Source organism: Allobosea sp. 2RAB26, from assembly GCF_052115465.1.
Classification (GTDB): domain Bacteria; phylum Pseudomonadota; class Alphaproteobacteria; order Rhizobiales; family Beijerinckiaceae; genus Allobosea.
In genome coordinates, this window is the sequence record NZ_JBFRGS010000013.1 from 63,438 (window position 1) to 79,396 (window position 15,959).

At 66.8% G+C, this 15,959-nt stretch carries 14 protein-coding genes and 1 tRNA gene; 4 read left to right on the plus strand and 11 right to left on the minus strand.

Going from position 1 to position 15,959, the window contains the following annotated elements; genetic code table 11:
• Nucleotides 1–37 precede the first annotated feature (37 nt).
• The 7 genes from AB4118_RS23290 to AB4118_RS23320 form a co-directional block, all read right to left on the minus strand.
• Complete coding sequence (locus AB4118_RS23290; protein ID WP_441491972.1) at nucleotides 38–1,009, minus strand: Bug family tripartite tricarboxylate transporter substrate binding protein; 972 nt, start codon at nucleotides 1,007–1,009, stop codon at nucleotides 38–40.
• 67 nt (nucleotides 1,010–1,076) lie between these two features.
• Nucleotides 1,077–2,591, minus strand: coding sequence for an aldehyde dehydrogenase family protein (locus AB4118_RS23295; RefSeq protein WP_441491973.1), 1,515 nt, complete (start codon nucleotides 2,589–2,591; stop codon nucleotides 1,077–1,079).
• Between the two features lie 135 nt (nucleotides 2,592–2,726).
• Nucleotides 2,727–3,632, minus strand: coding sequence for an NAD(P)-dependent oxidoreductase (locus AB4118_RS23300; RefSeq protein ID WP_441491974.1), 906 nt, complete (start codon nucleotides 3,630–3,632; stop codon nucleotides 2,727–2,729).
• 14 nt (nucleotides 3,633–3,646) lie between these two features.
• Nucleotides 3,647–4,255 carry a malonic semialdehyde reductase gene (locus tag AB4118_RS23305; RefSeq protein WP_441491975.1) on the minus strand — a complete coding sequence of 203 codons (609 nt, stop codon included), beginning with the start codon at nucleotides 4,253–4,255 and terminating at the stop codon, nucleotides 3,647–3,649.
• 98 nt (nucleotides 4,256–4,353) lie between these two features.
• Nucleotides 4,354–5,334, minus strand: a complete 981-nt coding sequence (locus tag AB4118_RS23310; protein ID WP_441491976.1) for a LysR substrate-binding domain-containing protein — start codon at nucleotides 5,332–5,334, stop codon at nucleotides 4,354–4,356.
• Between the two features lie 292 nt (nucleotides 5,335–5,626).
• Nucleotides 5,627–5,702, minus strand: a tRNA-Ala gene (locus AB4118_RS23315).
• 169 nt (nucleotides 5,703–5,871) lie between these two features.
• The gene (locus AB4118_RS23320; RefSeq protein WP_113515648.1) at nucleotides 5,872–6,270 is read right to left on the minus strand and encodes a TIGR02300 family protein; all 399 of its coding nucleotides are present in this window, start codon (nucleotides 6,268–6,270) and stop codon (nucleotides 5,872–5,874) included.
• 166 nt (nucleotides 6,271–6,436) lie between these two features.
• Here AB4118_RS23320 and aroA point away from each other — a divergent pair, with 166 nt between their 5' ends.
• The 3 genes from aroA (at nucleotide 6,437) to AB4118_RS23335 (ending at nucleotide 9,317) form a co-directional block, all read left to right on the plus strand.
• Nucleotides 6,437–7,777: a 3-phosphoshikimate 1-carboxyvinyltransferase gene (gene aroA / locus AB4118_RS23325; RefSeq protein WP_441491977.1), complete on the plus strand. Its 1,341-nt coding sequence runs from the start codon at nucleotides 6,437–6,439 to the stop codon at nucleotides 7,775–7,777.
• 23 nt (nucleotides 7,778–7,800) lie between these two features.
• On the plus strand, nucleotides 7,801–8,427 hold the full coding sequence (gene cmk / locus AB4118_RS23330; RefSeq protein WP_441492057.1) for a (d)CMP kinase: 627 nt from the start codon (nucleotides 7,801–7,803) through the stop codon (nucleotides 8,425–8,427).
• Between the two features lie 77 nt (nucleotides 8,428–8,504).
• Entirely contained in the window at nucleotides 8,505–9,317 is an 813-nt protein-coding gene (locus AB4118_RS23335; RefSeq protein WP_441491978.1) for a DUF1194 domain-containing protein, read from the plus strand.
• 7 nt (nucleotides 9,318–9,324) lie between these two features.
• Here the strand turns inward: AB4118_RS23335 and hrpB are convergent, their stop codons facing one another.
• From hrpB to AB4118_RS23350, 3 genes are all read right to left on the minus strand, one after another.
• The gene (hrpB, locus tag AB4118_RS23340; RefSeq protein ID WP_441491979.1) at nucleotides 9,325–11,829 is read right to left on the minus strand and encodes an ATP-dependent helicase HrpB; all 2,505 of its coding nucleotides are present in this window, start codon (nucleotides 11,827–11,829) and stop codon (nucleotides 9,325–9,327) included.
• Between the two features lie 46 nt (nucleotides 11,830–11,875).
• Nucleotides 11,876–12,664, minus strand: coding sequence for a class II glutamine amidotransferase (locus tag AB4118_RS23345; RefSeq protein ID WP_441491980.1), 789 nt, complete (start codon nucleotides 12,662–12,664; stop codon nucleotides 11,876–11,878).
• A 92-nt stretch (nucleotides 12,665–12,756) separates the two neighbouring features.
• Entirely contained in the window at nucleotides 12,757–13,236 is a 480-nt protein-coding gene (locus AB4118_RS23350; protein WP_441491981.1) for a hypothetical protein, read from the minus strand.
• A gap of 153 nt (nucleotides 13,237–13,389) precedes the next feature.
• On the opposite strand from AB4118_RS23350, the gene AB4118_RS23355 reads away from it, so the two are divergent.
• Nucleotides 13,390–14,808: a sodium:proton antiporter gene (locus tag AB4118_RS23355; RefSeq protein ID WP_441491982.1), complete on the plus strand. Its 1,419-nt coding sequence runs from the start codon at nucleotides 13,390–13,392 to the stop codon at nucleotides 14,806–14,808.
• Nucleotides 14,809–14,919: 111 nt separating this feature from the next.
• Here AB4118_RS23355 and AB4118_RS23360 read toward each other — a convergent pair whose 3' ends face one another.
• Nucleotides 14,920–15,930, minus strand: a complete 1,011-nt coding sequence (locus tag AB4118_RS23360; RefSeq protein ID WP_441491983.1) for an Lnb N-terminal periplasmic domain-containing protein — start codon at nucleotides 15,928–15,930, stop codon at nucleotides 14,920–14,922.
• Between the last annotated feature and the right edge of the window lie 29 nt (nucleotides 15,931–15,959).

The window sequence follows — 15,959 nt, forward strand, 5'->3', positions numbered from 1 at the left end:
CTGGCTTGGGAGGCGGCGCGTTGCGGCCGGCTCGGCGTCATTCGACGGTCACGCGGACGGTGCGCACCATCTCGCCCCATTTGGCGACCTCAGCCTTCAGATAGGTCGCGACCTGGGGAGCCGAGCGGACATGGAGTTGGTAGCCCATGCCGAGGAGCTTCTCCCGCGTCTGCGGCTCGCTGACGATCTCGTTGATCGCGGCGTTGAGCTGCTCGACAATGGCCGGCGGCGTCTTGGCCGGGGCGAGCACGGCGACCCAGGATTCGGCGACGAAGGGGAATCCGGACTCGGTGTAGGTCGGAACATCGGGCATCGCCGCGACACGCGTCTCGCTCGCAACGGCCAGTCCCTTGAGCTTACCCTCCGCGACCTGCGGGATGATGCCGAAGGACGAAGCGACCATGTCGACCTGGTTGCCGAGTGCCGCCTGCACCGAGAGCGCGCCGCCGCGGAAGGGGATATGCGAGGCCGGCTGCATGGCGAGGCGTTTCAGGAAATACTCGGTCGCCAGATGCGAGCCCGAGCCGACACCGGCGCTGGCGAAGGTGATCTCCTCCTTCTTGGCCCAGGCGAGATAGTCCTTCAGATTGCCGGGCTTCGACGGATGCGTCGCGATCGTCTCCGGCGACGAAACCGCAATGGCGACCGGGATGAGCTGATCGAGCGCGTAGTCGCGCTTCTTGTAGAGCGTCTCGTTGATGGCGATCGCCGTCGAGGTGACGAGCAGCGTCAGCCCGTCGGGCTTTGCATGCGCAACGATGGCGGCCGCCGTGTTGCCACCGGCGCCGGCCTTGTTCTCGACCGTGACCGCCTTGCCCCATTTCTCGTTGAGCTTCTGGCCGACAATGCGTGCGAAGGTATCGACGAAGCCACCGGCGGCAAAGGCGACCGTCATGTTGATGCGATCGGACGGGTAGGCCGGCGCCTGCGCCGAGGCGAGGCCGGCAGAAGCCGAAAGTGCGATACCGACTCCGACGAGGCGGGCGGTGGCGCCAGTGAGACTACGCATGTTTCTCCCTCCGTTTATGTATTTTTATGACCCGCGAGCAGTCACGCGGTCTTTCCGATCGCTCCTGTCAGCTTCTTGCCGGCCGCTTCAGGTTGACGTGGATGTGCTTTTCTTGGGTGTAGCTGAGCAATTCTTCGAGGCATTCCTCGCGGCCCAACCCGGATTGCTTGTAGCCCCCGAAGGGTGTGCCGAGGAAATGCCGCGAAACCTCGTTGATCCAGACAAAGCCGGCCTCGACCTCGCCGGCGAGACGGTGCGCGTTGCGGACGTCATTGGTCCAGATCGAGCAGGTCAGCCCGTATTCGACGCTGTTGACGGTCTCGAGCATGCTTGCCTCGTTCGACCAGCGGAAGACCGCAAGAACCGGTCCGAAGACCTCCTCGCGCGCCAGCCGCATCGCAGGCGTCACCTCGGTAAACACGGTGGGCTCGACGAAATTGCCGTTGGCGAGCGCCGGATCGAGCGGGCGGCCGCCACCACAAAGCAGGCTCGCGCCCTCCGCCTTGGTGTCCGCGATGAAGCCCATCACCTTGTCCAGCTGGGCACGGCTGATGATGGCGCCCATCGTGGTCGCCGGATCGGTCGGATCGCCGGGGCGGAATTGCTTCACACGCTCGGCGATACGCGCCACGACCGCGTCGTGGATTGCCTCGTGGATGAAGGCCCGGCTGGTCGAGCCGCAGGACTGGCCGCACCAGATGAAGTTCATGCCGGCGACCACGGCGGCCGCGACCTCGTCGGGATCGGCATCGGCAAGCGCGATCAGCGCATTCTTGCCGCCGAGTTCGAGCAGGACCGGCTTGATGGTATCGGCACCGGCCTTCATGACGGCGCGCCCGGCCTGGACGCTGCCGATGAGCGAGATCATCGCGACGCCTCGATGGGCGGCAAGCGCCGCTCCGGCCTCGCGACCGCCTGGGAGTACGTTGAAGACGCCGGGAGGCAGCACCCCGTCGATCAGCTCGGCAAAGCGCAGCGCGCTCAGCGGCGCCTGGTCCGGCGGCTTGACGATGACGGTGTTGCCAGCCGCGAGCGGCGCAGCCGACTTGGCGGCGCAGAACATGAACGGGTGGTTGAACGGGATGATGCGGCCGATGACGCCGCGCGGCTCGCGCACCGAGAAATTGACCGAGTCGCGGCCGAGCGGCACCGATTGGCCCTTCATCTCGGTGACGAGGCCGGCGAAGAAATCAAGCTGAGAGGCGGCGTTGGCAACGTCCCCGAGCATCTCGTGGACCGGATTGCCGCCGTCGATTGCGTCGATGAGCGCGAGTTCCCGCGCGTTGTCGCGGACGATCTGGGCGATTCGCCTGAGGATCTTGGCGCGCTCGGCCGGGGCGACGTTCCGCCAGCCGCGATAGGCGGCGCCAGCGGCCCGGACCGCGGCATCGACATCACTGCTTCCGGCCTGCGCGACGAAGCCGAGCGACGCGCCCGTCGCCGGGCTGGTCAGTTCGAGACCGCCGGTCTCGGCCGCCTCGCGCCAGCTGCCGTTGATGTAGAGGTTCCGGTTCCGCGGCAAGACATCGGGCGATGCGCTTGCAGTTGCTGGCGCGATCGGGTCGCGCATGTCCTGGTCCATCGTCTGTCTCCCCTTCCGGCGAGGCCGGTCGCGCCGGCTTGCTGCGCCGGCGCATTTTCTTGCTTGCTTATTGGGTATCGGCTTCGCCCGGAGCGGTCTTCGCGGTGTTTCGGGCTTCAGCTATAACTTTCGCGACTATGAGGGCTCCGGCTTCTGCCCGGAGAGTGCGGCGCGTACGGCATCGAGCATCGCGAAACCGTCTTCGGGCTCGGCCTGCAACGGCAGGCGCCCGAGTCGTTCCTGCTGGAGGACGACGCCCTCTGTGACGGCCGGGTCGATGCCAAGCTCGCGAAGCGTCAGCGCGACCTCGCGCATTTCGGCGGCACGCCGGACGCCATGCTGCAGCATACGGCTGACATTGTAGGGAACGACTTTTGGCCAATCGAGGCCAGGATAGCTGCGCCCGAGGGAGTCGAGGATCACCGGGTCGATTCCGGCGACACGCGCCGCCATGAAACACTCATAGGTCAACGCCTCCAGCCCCTTGACCATGACGCTGCGGATCATCTTGATGATCGTTGCCGATCCGATCTGCGGACCCGCCGGCCCGAGTTCCATGCCGAAGCCACCGAAGATCGCGATGAAGCGCTCGGCCGCCTCGCCGGCGACCAGGCAAGGTGTGGCGTGGCGCTTGGGGTGAACCGGCGCCATGATCGCGAGATCGAGATAGGCACCAGGCGAAGCAAAGGCTGCGGCCGCCTCGCGCTTGCGGCCGGGCGAGACCGAATTGACGTCGACGAAGACCTGGCCGGATACAAGATGCGGCGCAACCTGGCGGGCGGCGTCGAGACTGTCGGCTGCGGTGACGGCCGAGAATACGAAATCGGCACCGGCCAGCGCGGCCTCGAGGCTGTCGGCGAGGCGGACGCCCAGGTGCTCTGCCGGCTTGCGGACGCGCTCCTGCGTACCCGCGGTGTCGAAGGCGGCGATCTCGACGATGCCGGCTTCGAGCAGGCCGCCGGCGAAGGCCTGTCCGGCCTCGCCGAAGCCGATGAAGCAGAGTCGCGGCGGGTTGGTGCGCGGAGAAACGGTTTGCAGCATGATGCCCTCCGCGATCAGAGAATCTGGCAGATATCGTCGAAGTCGAACCGCGCGGCGCGCGGCCTGACGCTCGCCGGGTCGCCATGACCGATATTGATCAGGAAATTGGACCTGACCTCACCGCCTGGGAAGAATTCGGCGTCCACGACATCATGCAGGACCCCGGACATTGGGCCGCAATCGAGCCCCAGCGCACGCGCCGCCATCAGCAGGTAGGCGCCCTGCAGGGTCGCGTTGCGAAAGGCCGCCCGGGCAGCAAGGTCGGGATCCGCGAGATAGCCCGCGCGCTTGTCGACCGCATGCGGCGCCAGGCGCTCCAGATGATCGAAGAAGCGGCTGTCGATGCCGAGGATCGCAGTCACCGGCGCCGCCATGGTCTTGTCTACATTGCCGGGTTTCAGCCCGGGCCGCAGCCGCTCCTTGGCCTCTTGCGAGACGACGAAGACGATGCGCTGGGGGCTGATATTGCTGCTCGTCGGCGGCATCCGCGCGAGTTCGTAGAGCTCGCGCAGCTGCGCGTCGCTCACCGCCTTCGGCAGCCAACCGTAATAGGTTCGCGCCTCGCGGAAGAGAATGTCCAGGCAATGCTCGGATACGCATTGTCTTGTCGTCTGTTGAAGCATGAGCTGCGAACCTGCGGATGTGACGCCGGAACGCTATCCGCAGGATGCCCGTCGCGTCTTCATGTGCTGGTTCACAAGAGCTATAAGTGCCGGGAATATCAGATGCCGGTGAGCGTATCCGGCGAGGCGCCGTCCTCGTCGAGGAGGCCGGTCGCCCGCAATTCGCGCAGATGGTCTCGCAGCGCCGCCAGCAGGGCCCCGACGCTCGGCGACCGTCGACGATGGCGCAATGTGATGATTCCGGCCGGCCGGCTGCCTGAGACCATGGGAACGGGCAATATCCTGACGGCACCGCGGCCGAGATCGCCGGCGAGCATCAACCGCGGAAGGATGGTGACATAGTCGTTCGACAGAACGAGCTCGCGGATGAAGGAAATCGAGGTCGAACGCAGCGGCGCGGCCAGCATCTCCAATCCGGAATAGGCGATCACCGCATCGATCTCCTGACCGAGGCGCTGTTCCAGCGAAGGCAGTACGAGGCCGAACTTCCCGAGCTCCGCTCCCGCGCTGCCGGGGCGGTCGAGCAAGGGATGACCGGCCCGTGCCAGGACCGAGATCGGCTCGTGATAGATCGTCTCGCGGTGAACATCATGGGCGGTTTCGAGCTCGTAGAGCCGCCCGACGATCAGATCGAGCTTGCCGCTCTCCAGCTGCGGCATCAGCTCCGCCGTGCGCCCCTGCACCAGCCTGATGTTCAACTCGGGATTGGAGGCGCGCAGCCGGCCGAGCGTCGGCGGCAGCACGCTCGTCGCCGCAGTCGGCAGGGCGCCGATGACGAGCGTGCCGGCCTGCCCCTGCTCGATCAGCCCGATATCGTCCGTGAGTCGCTCGACCAGCGACAGCATGGCCCGGCCACGCTCGACAACGGCACGGCCGAAGGGATTGATCATCACGCCGCGGGCCATCCGGTCGAAGATGGGATGGCCGACGATCAGCTCGACATCCTGCACCGCCTTCGACACTGCGGGCTGCGTGATGCTGAGCGCGTGGGCCGCGGCCAGGAAACTGCCCTGCTCGGCCACGGCAATGGCGATCTCGATCTGCCGCAGCTTCAGGCGCGCATTGATCTGCGATCGCATGGCCTGCCTCTCCCCATTGCAGGCAAGCCCTTTGCCCTACTGAGGGGGCAATGACAAATTGGGGGAATCAATGATCTCACCGACGCATACCAGCGAATCGATGGTTCTTCGGAGAGTCGGGCCTTCGGGCTGAGATTGCCGGCATGGTCGGGCGACCGCGAAGCTGATTCTCAGGAACGATCTGTTCGGCGGCCTCTGAGAAAGCCTGAGGGCCGAGCGCGGCGGCCGGCGATCAAGGCCGCAGATGCGACCCGTCCACTCTCGGTGAGTTCGTGATCCGGATCGGAAAATTTGGTGGAGCCAGGCGGAATCGAACCGCCGACCTCTTGAATGCCATTCAAGCGCTCTCCCAACTGAGCTATGGCCCCACGCTGGCCGATTGATTTGGGGGTCAACCGGCAAATTCCCGGACACCGCAGGAGTGGCTTCAACTTCGAAGCCCGGCGATGTCCGCGTCGTCACTGTCGCGACGGAGGGCTCTATAGGCGGGCTCGGCAGAAGACACAAGCACCTATATCGCAGAAATATTTTTTGTCCTCAGACGTCCTCGTCACCCTCGATGTCGCCATCGATCAGATCGGAGACGTCATCGTCGCCTTCCTCGTCCTCTTCCAGGAACGTGTCGTCTTCCTCGGCAGCGATGTCGTCCTCGACCTCGATGTCGTCCTCGCTGGTGACAACCGCGTCCTTCTCGCTCGTTTCGGCATCGGCCTCATCGAGAGAGACAAGCTCGACCGCGCCGTCAGCGGCCTCGGTCTCGTCCTCGTCATCCGCTTCCTTGGCGACAACCGCCGCCGCTTTGGCCTGCGGCTCGAACATCGAACGCGGGAAAGCCTGCCCCGTATAGGGCGAGACGATCGGGTCCTTGTTCAGGTCGTAGAATTTGCGTCCCGTGGTCGGGCAAACGCGCTTGGTACCAAGTTCCGGTTTCGCCACTGCGTCGGACCTTCATTCATTCATGTTTTGAAAAGCAGGCGCGTCCGTTAGTCGTGCCGGCCGGCCCTGTCAAATGCTGATTTGATTCGCGTCTCGCGCGTGGCGCGCGACGGGTGGCCATGCTAGGCAGCCAGCGTCCAAGATCAAGCAGCCAGAGACGATCGACGTGGCCCACGCGCAGCACCCAACTCCCGTCACCGCCCGGGCCTCCGGCCCGCTCTCCGGCCGTGTCCGGGTTCCCGGCGACAAGTCGATCTCGCATCGCGCGATGATCTTCGGCTTGCTCGCCATCGGCGAGACCAAGGTCACCGGCCTGCTCGAAGGCGAGGACGTGCTGCGCACAGCCGACGCGGCCCGCGCGCTGGGCGCCATCGTGCATCATGACGGACCCGGCGCCTGGCGCGTCCAGGGCGTCGGCGTCGGCGGGTTGAGGGAGCCGGCCGGCCTGCTCGATTTCGGCAATGCCGGCACCGGCTCGCGCCTGATGATGGGCGTTTGCGGCGCGCACCCGATCACCACCACCTTCGATGGCGACGCCTCGCTCAGGAAACGGCCGATGCGGCGTATCCTCGATCCGCTCGAACTGATGGGCGCCACCATCCTGTCGCAGGAAGAGGGCGGGCGCGTGCCGTTGACGATCCGCGGGCCGAAGGAGGCGCTGCCGATCACCTATCGCACACCGGTCGCCTCGGCGCAGATCAAGTCGGCCGTTCTGCTCGCCGGCCTCGCCGCCCCGGGCGAGACCACGGTGATCGAGACCGAAGCGACGCGCGACCATACCGAGAAGATGCTGGCGCATTTCGGCGCCGAGGTGCGGGTGACCCCCGAGGGGGCCCATGGCCGGCGGATCGTGCTGACGGGCCAGCCCGAATTGCAGGCAGCGCCGATCGTGGTGCCTGCCGACCCCTCCTCCGCCGCCTTCCCGCTGGTCGCCGCGCTGATCGTGCCGGGCTCCGACATCCTGATCGAGAGCGTGATGACCAATCCGCTCCGCAGCGGGCTGCTGACCACGCTGCGCGAGATGGGGGCCGACATCACGGTCGAGAGCGAGGCCAATGAAGGCGGCGAGACGGTCGCGACGCTGCGCGTCCGCTCCGGCGCCCTCACGGGCGTCGAGGTGCCGCCGGAGCGCGCGCCATCGATGATCGACGAGTATCCGGTCCTCGCGGTCGCCGCGTCCTTTGCCAGCGGCACGACCCGGATGCGGGGGCTTCAGGAGCTGCGCGTCAAGGAATCAGACCGGCTCGCCGCTGTCGAGGCCGGGCTGAAGGCCGCGGGCGTGACCTGCCGGATCGAAGGCGACGACCTCGTCGTCGAGGGCGGAAACGGCAAGGTCACGGGGGGCGGCACGGCCGCAACCCATCTCGATCACCGCATCGCCATGAGCTTCCTCGTCATGGGGCTGGCGACGCAGAAACCGATGCAGGTCGATGACGGTGCGATGATCGCGACCAGTTTCCCGACCTTCATCAGCCTGATGAACGGGCTGGGCGCTGAGATCGCATGAGCCCTGCCGCGATGCGTAAGCGCCTGGTCATCGCCGTGGATGGTCCTGCCGCCTCGGGCAAGGGTACGCTGGCGCGGCGGCTCGCGGCCCATTACGGCCTGCCCTATCTCGATACCGGCCTGCTCTATCGCATGGTGGCCCGCGCGATGCGGGACGTGGGCAAGGATATCCACGATGCCGAGGCCGCCGCAGCGATCGTCTCGACATTCGATGAAAAGGCCTTCGCCGAGGACAGCCTGCGTGGGCGCGAGATCGGCGAGGCCGCATCGGTCGTTGCGGCGATGCCGGCGGTCCGCAAGGGGCTGATCGACCGTCAGCGCCGCTTCGCCGGGCAGCCGGGCGGGGCCGTTCTCGACGGGCGCGATATCGGCACGGTGATCTGCCCCGAGGCTCCGGCCAAGCTCTTCGTCACCGCGACGCCGGAGGTGCGGGCGGCCCGGCGCCACAAGGAATTGGCCGGACGCGGCGAGCTTGCCTCCTTCGAGGGCATTCTGGCCGATATCAGGCGTCGCGATGCCCGCGATTCCGGCCGCAGCGATGCCCCGCTGAAGGCAGCTGAGGACGCGGATATCCTCGACACCTCGGCGCTCACGGTCGAGGAGGCGGTCGCGGCCGCGATCGCCATCGTGGATGCCCGCCGCGCGGGCTGAGCCTGCCGATAAATCATTCTTGGCGAGAGCCGAAACGAGGTGCACACTTCCGCCGCGCCCTGATGGCGGAGGTGGCGATGCGGCATGTGCTGTTCGGTCTCTTGAGTCTTGCGGCGGCCGGCTTCTGGACGGGCACGGCGCCGAATGCGCAGCCGGCGGCCGCCCCGCCCGACGAGGTCGATCTCGCCCTCGTGCTGGCGGTCGACATTTCCTACTCGATGGATCTCGACGAGCTCGCGCTGCAGCGCGGCGGCTATATCGAGGCCTTTCGCTCGAAACAGCTGCACGACGCCATCGCCAAAGGCGCGCTCGGCAAGATCGCCGTGACCTATTTCGAATGGGCCGGCGGCAATTTCCAGCATATCGTCAAGCCCTGGACGGTCATCGACACGCCACAATCGGCCATCGCCTTTGCCGAGGAGCTGGGCGAGGCTCAGACACGGCGCGGCCGGCGGACGTCGATTTCGGGCGCGATCGATCTCGGCATGCAGTTGCTCGATCAGGCCAATGTCACAGCGATGCGCCGCGTGATCGACATCTCGGGCGACGGCGCCAACAATGACGGGCGCCCCGTTACCGCGGCGCGCGACGATGCACGCGACAAGGGCATCAGCATCAACGGCCTGCCGGTGATGCTGAAGCAGGCGAGCTATTTCGATATCGACAATCTCGACGTCTATTACGAAGACTGTGTCGTCACCGGCGTCGGCGCCTTCGTGATCCCGATCCGCGAACGTCACCAGTTCGTCGATGCGACCCGGACCAAGCTTGTGCGCGAGATTGCCGAGGCCCCGGCTGCCGAGGCCACCATCCAGAAGGCGCAGGCCAAGGAGCCGCGCGTGTCCTGCCTCTCGGGTGAGAGACAGTGGCGCGACCGGATGGGGAATTGAGGCGGCCTCAGGTGCCGCGGGGCTTCGCTCGCGTCGTCGGCAGCGCTGCGGCTGGATCGTCCGGCCAGAGATGGCGGGGATAGCGGCCCTTCATGTCGGCCTTCACCGCGGCCCAGGAGCCGCGCCAGAAACCCGGCAGGTCGCGGGTGACCTGGATCGGCCGATGCGCCGGCGACAGCAACTCCAGGACGAGCGGCACGCGGCCGGCCGCGAGCGAGGGGTGCTGGGCAAGCCCGTAAAGCTCCTGCACGCGCACCGAGATCGTCGGCCCTGCCTCGGCCGCATAATCCACGGCGAGATGGGAACCGGTCGGTGCAGCGAAATGCGTCGGCGCCTCGGCATCGAGCCGGCGTTTCAGATCCCAGGGCAGCAGGCTGGCCAGCGCCGCATCGAGGTCGGCCGGCGCAATCGCGGCGAGCGAGGTTCGCCCCTCGATATGGGGCGCAAGCCAGAGTTCCGGCTCGGCTGCGAGCCCGGCATCGGACAGGTCGGGCCAGGGATTTTCGCCTTCTGTGCCGATTGCGGCCTGACGCAGGAAGGCGGTCCGCTCCCGCAATTGCTGCTGTGCCTTCGTCCATGGCAGCAACCCAATGCCCAACGTCGCCACACCAATCGCCAGGATCGCAGCGTTCTCCGACGTTGCCTCGACTGCAAGCGGGCGCTCCGACAGGCTGATGGCGCCATAGCGCCTGACCGCACGCGCACGCAGAGCGCGGGCATTGCGGTCGAAGACCGTTTCCGTCCGCTCCTCCAGGCCGAAGGACGCGAGGCCTTCGGCGGCCTGACGCAGGACTTCGTCTTCACCGATTGCGGCACCCCCGAGGATTCGGGCCTGCTGCGCCATGCCCGTCATGTCGGCCACGACGATCCAGGGCTCGCGGGCGAGGCGCTGCGTCGGCTCCAGCGCCGCACCGCGGCCATTGGCCAGGAGATACTGGCCCGAGCCCGCTGCGCGTAGCCTGGCGATTCGATCGGGATAGGCGAGCGCGAGCAGGAAGCCGATGGAGCCCGTCGCGTCGCACCCGGGCGGGCTCGCCTTCTCCGCCAACCGGGCCCAGCCCTCCGCGAGGCGGCGCATATCGGCGGCACGACCACCGCGCTCCCGCCCGAAGCGCTCGGCCCGCTCGGCGAGATCCGTCGCATCCCCGCCGAGCCCCCGCTCGACCAGCAGCGCCGCCAGTTCCGCCGCCGCCCTGGCCTGACCGAAGCGCGCGGCAACGACGACCATGCGCGCGAGGCGCGGCGGCAGCGGCAATGCCTGCAAGGCCCGGCCATCGGCGGTGATGCGGCCGTCATCGGCGAGTGCGCCAAGATTGAGCAGCAGCGCCCGCGCCTCCTTCAGGGCAGGCGCCGGCGGCTGGTCGAGAAAGGCGAGCGATGTCGGATCGGCGACGCCCCAGGCGGCGCAATCAAGCAGCAGCGGCGCGAGATCCGCAGAGAGGATTTCAGGCCGGGCGAAGGCTTCCAGGGCGCCAGTACCAGCCTCCTCCCAGAGGCGGTAGCACACGCCCGGTTCGGTGCGGCCGGCGCGGCCGCGGCGCTGGTCGGCCGCAGCGCGGCTGACCCGGCGGGTCTCGAGCCGGGTCACGCCGATATCGGGCTCGTAGACGGGGACGCGCGCGAGGCCCGAATCGACCACCACGCGCACCCCCTCGATGGTGAGCGAGGTCTCGGCGATCGAGGTCGCCAGCACGATCTTGCGACGTCCGGCCGGCGCCGGCAGCACGGCGCGATCCTGCTCGGCCTGATCGAGCGCGCCATAGAGCGGCGCGATCTCGACCGCGGGATCGCGCACCCGTTCGCGCAGCCGCTCCTCGACCCGCCTGATCTCGCCCTGTCCTGGCAGGAAGACGAGGAGCGAACCCGATTGCTCGTTCAGGGCCTGCTGCACGGCCTCGGTGACCTGGTCCTCGATCCGCTTCAGCGGATCCCGGCCGCGATAGCGCGTCTCGACGCGATAAGCCCGGCCCTGCGATTCGATGACCGGCGCGCCGAGCAGCTTTGCGACCCGCGCGCCATCCAGGGTGGCCGACATCACCAGGATGCGCAGGTCCTCGCGCAATCCGCCTTGCGCGTCGAGCGCCAGGGCGAGACCGAAATCGGCATCGAGGGAGCGTTCGTGGAATTCGTCAAAGAGCACGGCGGCGATGCCGTCGAGCGCCGGATCGTCGAGGATCATCCGGGCGAAGACCCCCTCGGTGACGACCTCGATCCGCGTCTTCGGCCCGATCTTCGATCCGAGCCGGACACGCAGGCCAACCGTGTCGCCAACGCGCTCCCCCAGCGTCTGCGCCATGCGGCCGGCAGCACCGCGAGCCGCGAGCCGGCGCGGTTCGAGGATGATCAGCTTGCCGCCGGCCGCCCAGGGCTCGTCGAGCAGGGCGAGCGGGACACGCGTGGTCTTGCCGGCGCCGGGAGGAGCGACCAGCACCACATTCGGGCCGGCACGGAGCGCCGCGGCGAGATCGCCCAGGACGGCATCGATCGGAAGCGGGGTATCGAAATCGCGCATGGCGCGATGTGACGCAGCCGGCGCGCGGACGCAAGCGATGGCGGACTCAGGCTGCCTGCCGAAGCCCGACCTCGAAGGGGCTGACCGTGATCGCGCCTGATTTCACCGACACCATCGAATTGCATCCGAGCGCCTGCCAGCAGTCGCGCGCGGCATCGACCGGCTCGGACGCGACGACGATGCTGTCGCTGCGGTTGCAGATATAGAGCGTCGGCGGCCGCGTATCGGAAGACCAGCGCACGGCGTGGATCGTCTCGCCATCGGCGAGCGCGGCGGCGCAGCGCAAGGGCTCGCGAATGCCGGCCGCCTGCATCAGGGCCAGCGCCTCGCCCAAGGTCCAGGCCAACGCCTCGCCGGGCGAATAGCCGTCCGCCATGCGGGCGAGCGCCAGCAGGAAGATCGCCTCCGAATCCGTCGTGCCGACACGGGCGGCATAGAGTGAATCGGGAATCAGGCTCTCGAGCTTGCGGCGGATCAGGGCGTAGCCGCCGATCTGGCCGTTATGCATGAAGAGATGCCGGCCATGGACGAAGGGATGGCAATTGGCCCGTGTCGTCGCCGTACCGGTCGCAGCGCGCACATGGGCGAAGAAGAGATGCGAGCGCACCTGACGGGCGATCGAGAGCAGGTTCTCGTCGGACCAGGCCGGACGGACCTCGCGATACTGCCCGGGCTCCGGCTTCTCGCCATACCAACCGACGCCAAACCCGTCGCCATTCGTGCCGGTCTTGCTCTCCTCGGCATGGAGCGACTGGTGAATCAGCGAATGGCAGGGCGAGGCGACGAAATCCTCAAGAAAGACCGGAACGCCGGAATAGGCGAGGAAACGGCACATGGTCGGTCCCGAATCAGGCTGCGGGCGGGACGCCGCATTGAGGAGATTATTCCACGAGAATGAACCGTGACATAACAAATCTTCCCCGCACCCTACTCGCTGCAGGAGAAATCCAGCTTCGCTTCCTTGCGGCTCCGACCGACCTTCACCTCGATCTCGAGCGGAGCGCAGGTGGCGCTGTCGAGCAGGAAGGCCTTGTGGATGCGCCCCTCTTCGCCGAAGAGGAACCCGCCATAGACGCGCCTGAGCAGGATCCTCTCGCCCGTCTTCGCCTTCTGCCTGACGGTGAGCGAGGCGAGGTCGCGCGCGATCTTGTCCGAGGATTTGGTGTTCTTCGCGCCGGTGAAGGAAAGCGTCACCAGCAGCGCATCGGCCGGCTCGCCGGCTTCGCCCTCGCCGATCACTGCATTGTGGAGCGCCTTCTTCGTACCGACCAGATTCTCCGAGAGCCTGCCGGTGCGCTCGAGGAAGAGCTGGGCCTTGATCTCCTCGACCGCGACCTGGGCGAAGGCCGAAGCTGAAGACGCCGCCAGAAGGCCCAGGCCGAACAGTGCGGAGAAAGCCGGTTGCATCGTCGAGGCCCCATCTGAATCACGCCCTATCGGCAGGATTGCGCAGCTATGCCATTTCGCCGTGAGGTTGCTAGCCCTCCGATCAGGCTTTACGCGACAACACAACCGGGCGATGACGGAAACCGCTCGATATCGGGATTGGGGAGCGGGTCCTTGAAGTCAGTGATTTCGCTTGCGGGTGCAGCCTTGGCGCTGTGCCTGGTTCCCAGCCTCGCATTCGCGGCGGGCGATATCGGCGGGGCGACGCTCGGTGCGGCCTGGGCTCTTCCCTTTGCCGGCATGCTGCTCTCGATCGCCCTCGGACCGATCCTGTTTCCGCATGTCTGGGAGCTCAATTACGGCAAGTTCGCAGCCTTCTGGGCAGCGCTCGTGCTGGTGCCTCTGGTCCTCTTCCGTGGCTTCGATCCGGCGCTCGGATCACTGCTTCACACCGCGCTGCTCGAATATACCCCCTTCATCATCCTGCTCTTCGCGCTCTTCACCATTGCCGGCGGCATCCTGATCACCGGGAATCTGCGCGGTACGCCAGCGACCAATACGGCCCTGCTGGCGATCGGGACCACGATGGCGAGCGTGGTCGGCACGACGGGCGCCTCGATCATCATGATCCGGCCGCTGCTGCGCGCCAACGACGACCGCCGCCACAACGTCCATGTCGTCGTGTTCTTCATCTTCCTGGTCTCGAATATCGGCGGCTCGCTGACCCCGCTCGGAGATCCGCCACTCTTTCTCGGCTTCCTGCGCGGCGTCAGCTTCTTCTGGACGACCCAGCACCTCCTGCCGGAAACCAGCTTTGCGGTCGCTGTGCTGCTCGCGCTGTTCTTCGCGCTCGACAGCTATTTCTTCAGCAAGGAAAAGGGGGCTCCAGCCCTCAAGGATCCGACGCCGGACCGTGCCATCAAGCTCTTCGGCAAGGTCAATATCGCTCTGCTCGGCGGCGTCATCCTCGCCATCCTGATGTCGGCGAACTGGAAGCCCGGCACTGTCTTCGACATCCATGGCGTTCATGTCGAGCTGCAGAATGTGGTGCGCGACGCGATCCTGCTCAGCCTCGCGGGTCTCTCGCTGGTACTGACGCCGAAGCCCGTGCGGGCCGGCAATGAATTCAGCTGGGGGCCGATCAAGGAGGTCGCCAAGCTCTTTGCCGGCATCTTCGTCTGCATCATCCCGGTGCTGGCGATGCTGCAGGCCGGCAAGGACGGGGCGTTCGCACCGCTCGTCGCGCTGGTGACGCATGCGGACGGAACGCCGAACAACGTCGCCTATTTCTGGCTGACCGGCATCCTCTCGTCCTTCCTCGACAATGCCCCGACCTATCTGGTCTTCTTCGAACTCGCCGGCGGCGACGCGAAAGCCCTGATGACAACCGGTGCACTGACGCTGACCGCGATCTCGGCCGGCGCGGTCTTCATGGGCGCCAACAGTTATATCGGCAACGCGCCGAACTTCATGGTCTACGCCATCGCCAAGGATCGGAAGGTCAATATGCCGAGCTTCTTCGGCTACATGATGTGGTCAGGCGCGATCCTGATCCCGCTCTTCCTGCTGCAGACGGTGATCTTCTTCAGGTAGCCGCAGGCCTGTCCGGCAGCTCGGCCCCGTGCCGGGCGCCAGCCGTCCCCCGTTCACGGACGGACGTGGCCGGGGGCGCTCCGGGCGCGTCCACCCCATGGCTGCGCGGCGCTAGGGCCGTCCCGTCGGCACGCCTTCGCGAATCCTCTGCGAAAACGCGGGATCGTCGAGGGACAGCGTGCGTGCCCGCTCACTGATGCGCCCGCGTCGAATCAACTCGTCGAGCGGCATGTCGGAGCGGATCGCACCGATGCGGGCGAGGTAACCCGGCAGGTAGCCGGAGAGCAGCACGCGCGGATCGAGGGGCAGCGAGAAGGTCCAGCCGGGGGCAACCGAACCGACGAGATGGTAGACCACCGTCGTGCAATTGGTCGTCAGCGTGTTGTACCAGCGCGGCTTCTTCGCCAGCCGGTTGATGTCGGCGGCATAGGCCAGCAGCACGTCGCGGGCCTGGGTCGGGGTCGCGGCGAGCCGGAACAGCCTCACATCCTCGCCACGCGCATGGGTGCGCAGGCCAACGATGTCGCGCTCGTCGGCGACGACATAGGCCATCTCATAGGTCCGGAAGAAGCCGGCCAGCGACGACCATTCCTCGCCCTTCTCGCGCCGAACCTCGATCGAGAAGGTCAGCGGCAGGGAATCTGAGAAGGTAAAGCTGACGAGCAGATGCGCAATCGCCTCGCCGGACCAGTAGGACAGGAAGAGATCGGCGCCCTCGATCTTCGACAGGTCGAAGCTGCGCGTTTCCCAGTGCTGATCGTAGTCGGTTTCGGTGCGCCAGCGGAAATGACGCAAATTGCTGACGGTGATGCGGTCGCCCTCGCGCGCGATCTCCGGCAGGCGCGCAAGCTCGGGGATCCAGTCGCGATCATGGGATGGCAGCATGCTGTTCCACCAGCCGAGCAGGCCGAGGAACACGATCGCGAAGCCCAGCGGCAATCGCAGGGCGCCGGTCCAGATCCCGATCAGCCCGGCCAGCGCGGCGAACGCGAAGCCGATGGCGCCCATGATGGCCAGCGCGCCGTTGAGGCGGAACAGCAGGAGGCCGACGCCCCAAAGACCCGCCCCGACGATGACGAGGGTGGTGAGAAGCTTCAGTAGAATCAAAAAGAGGCGGCTCATCGCCGCCTCTCGTAACACATCAATCCGAT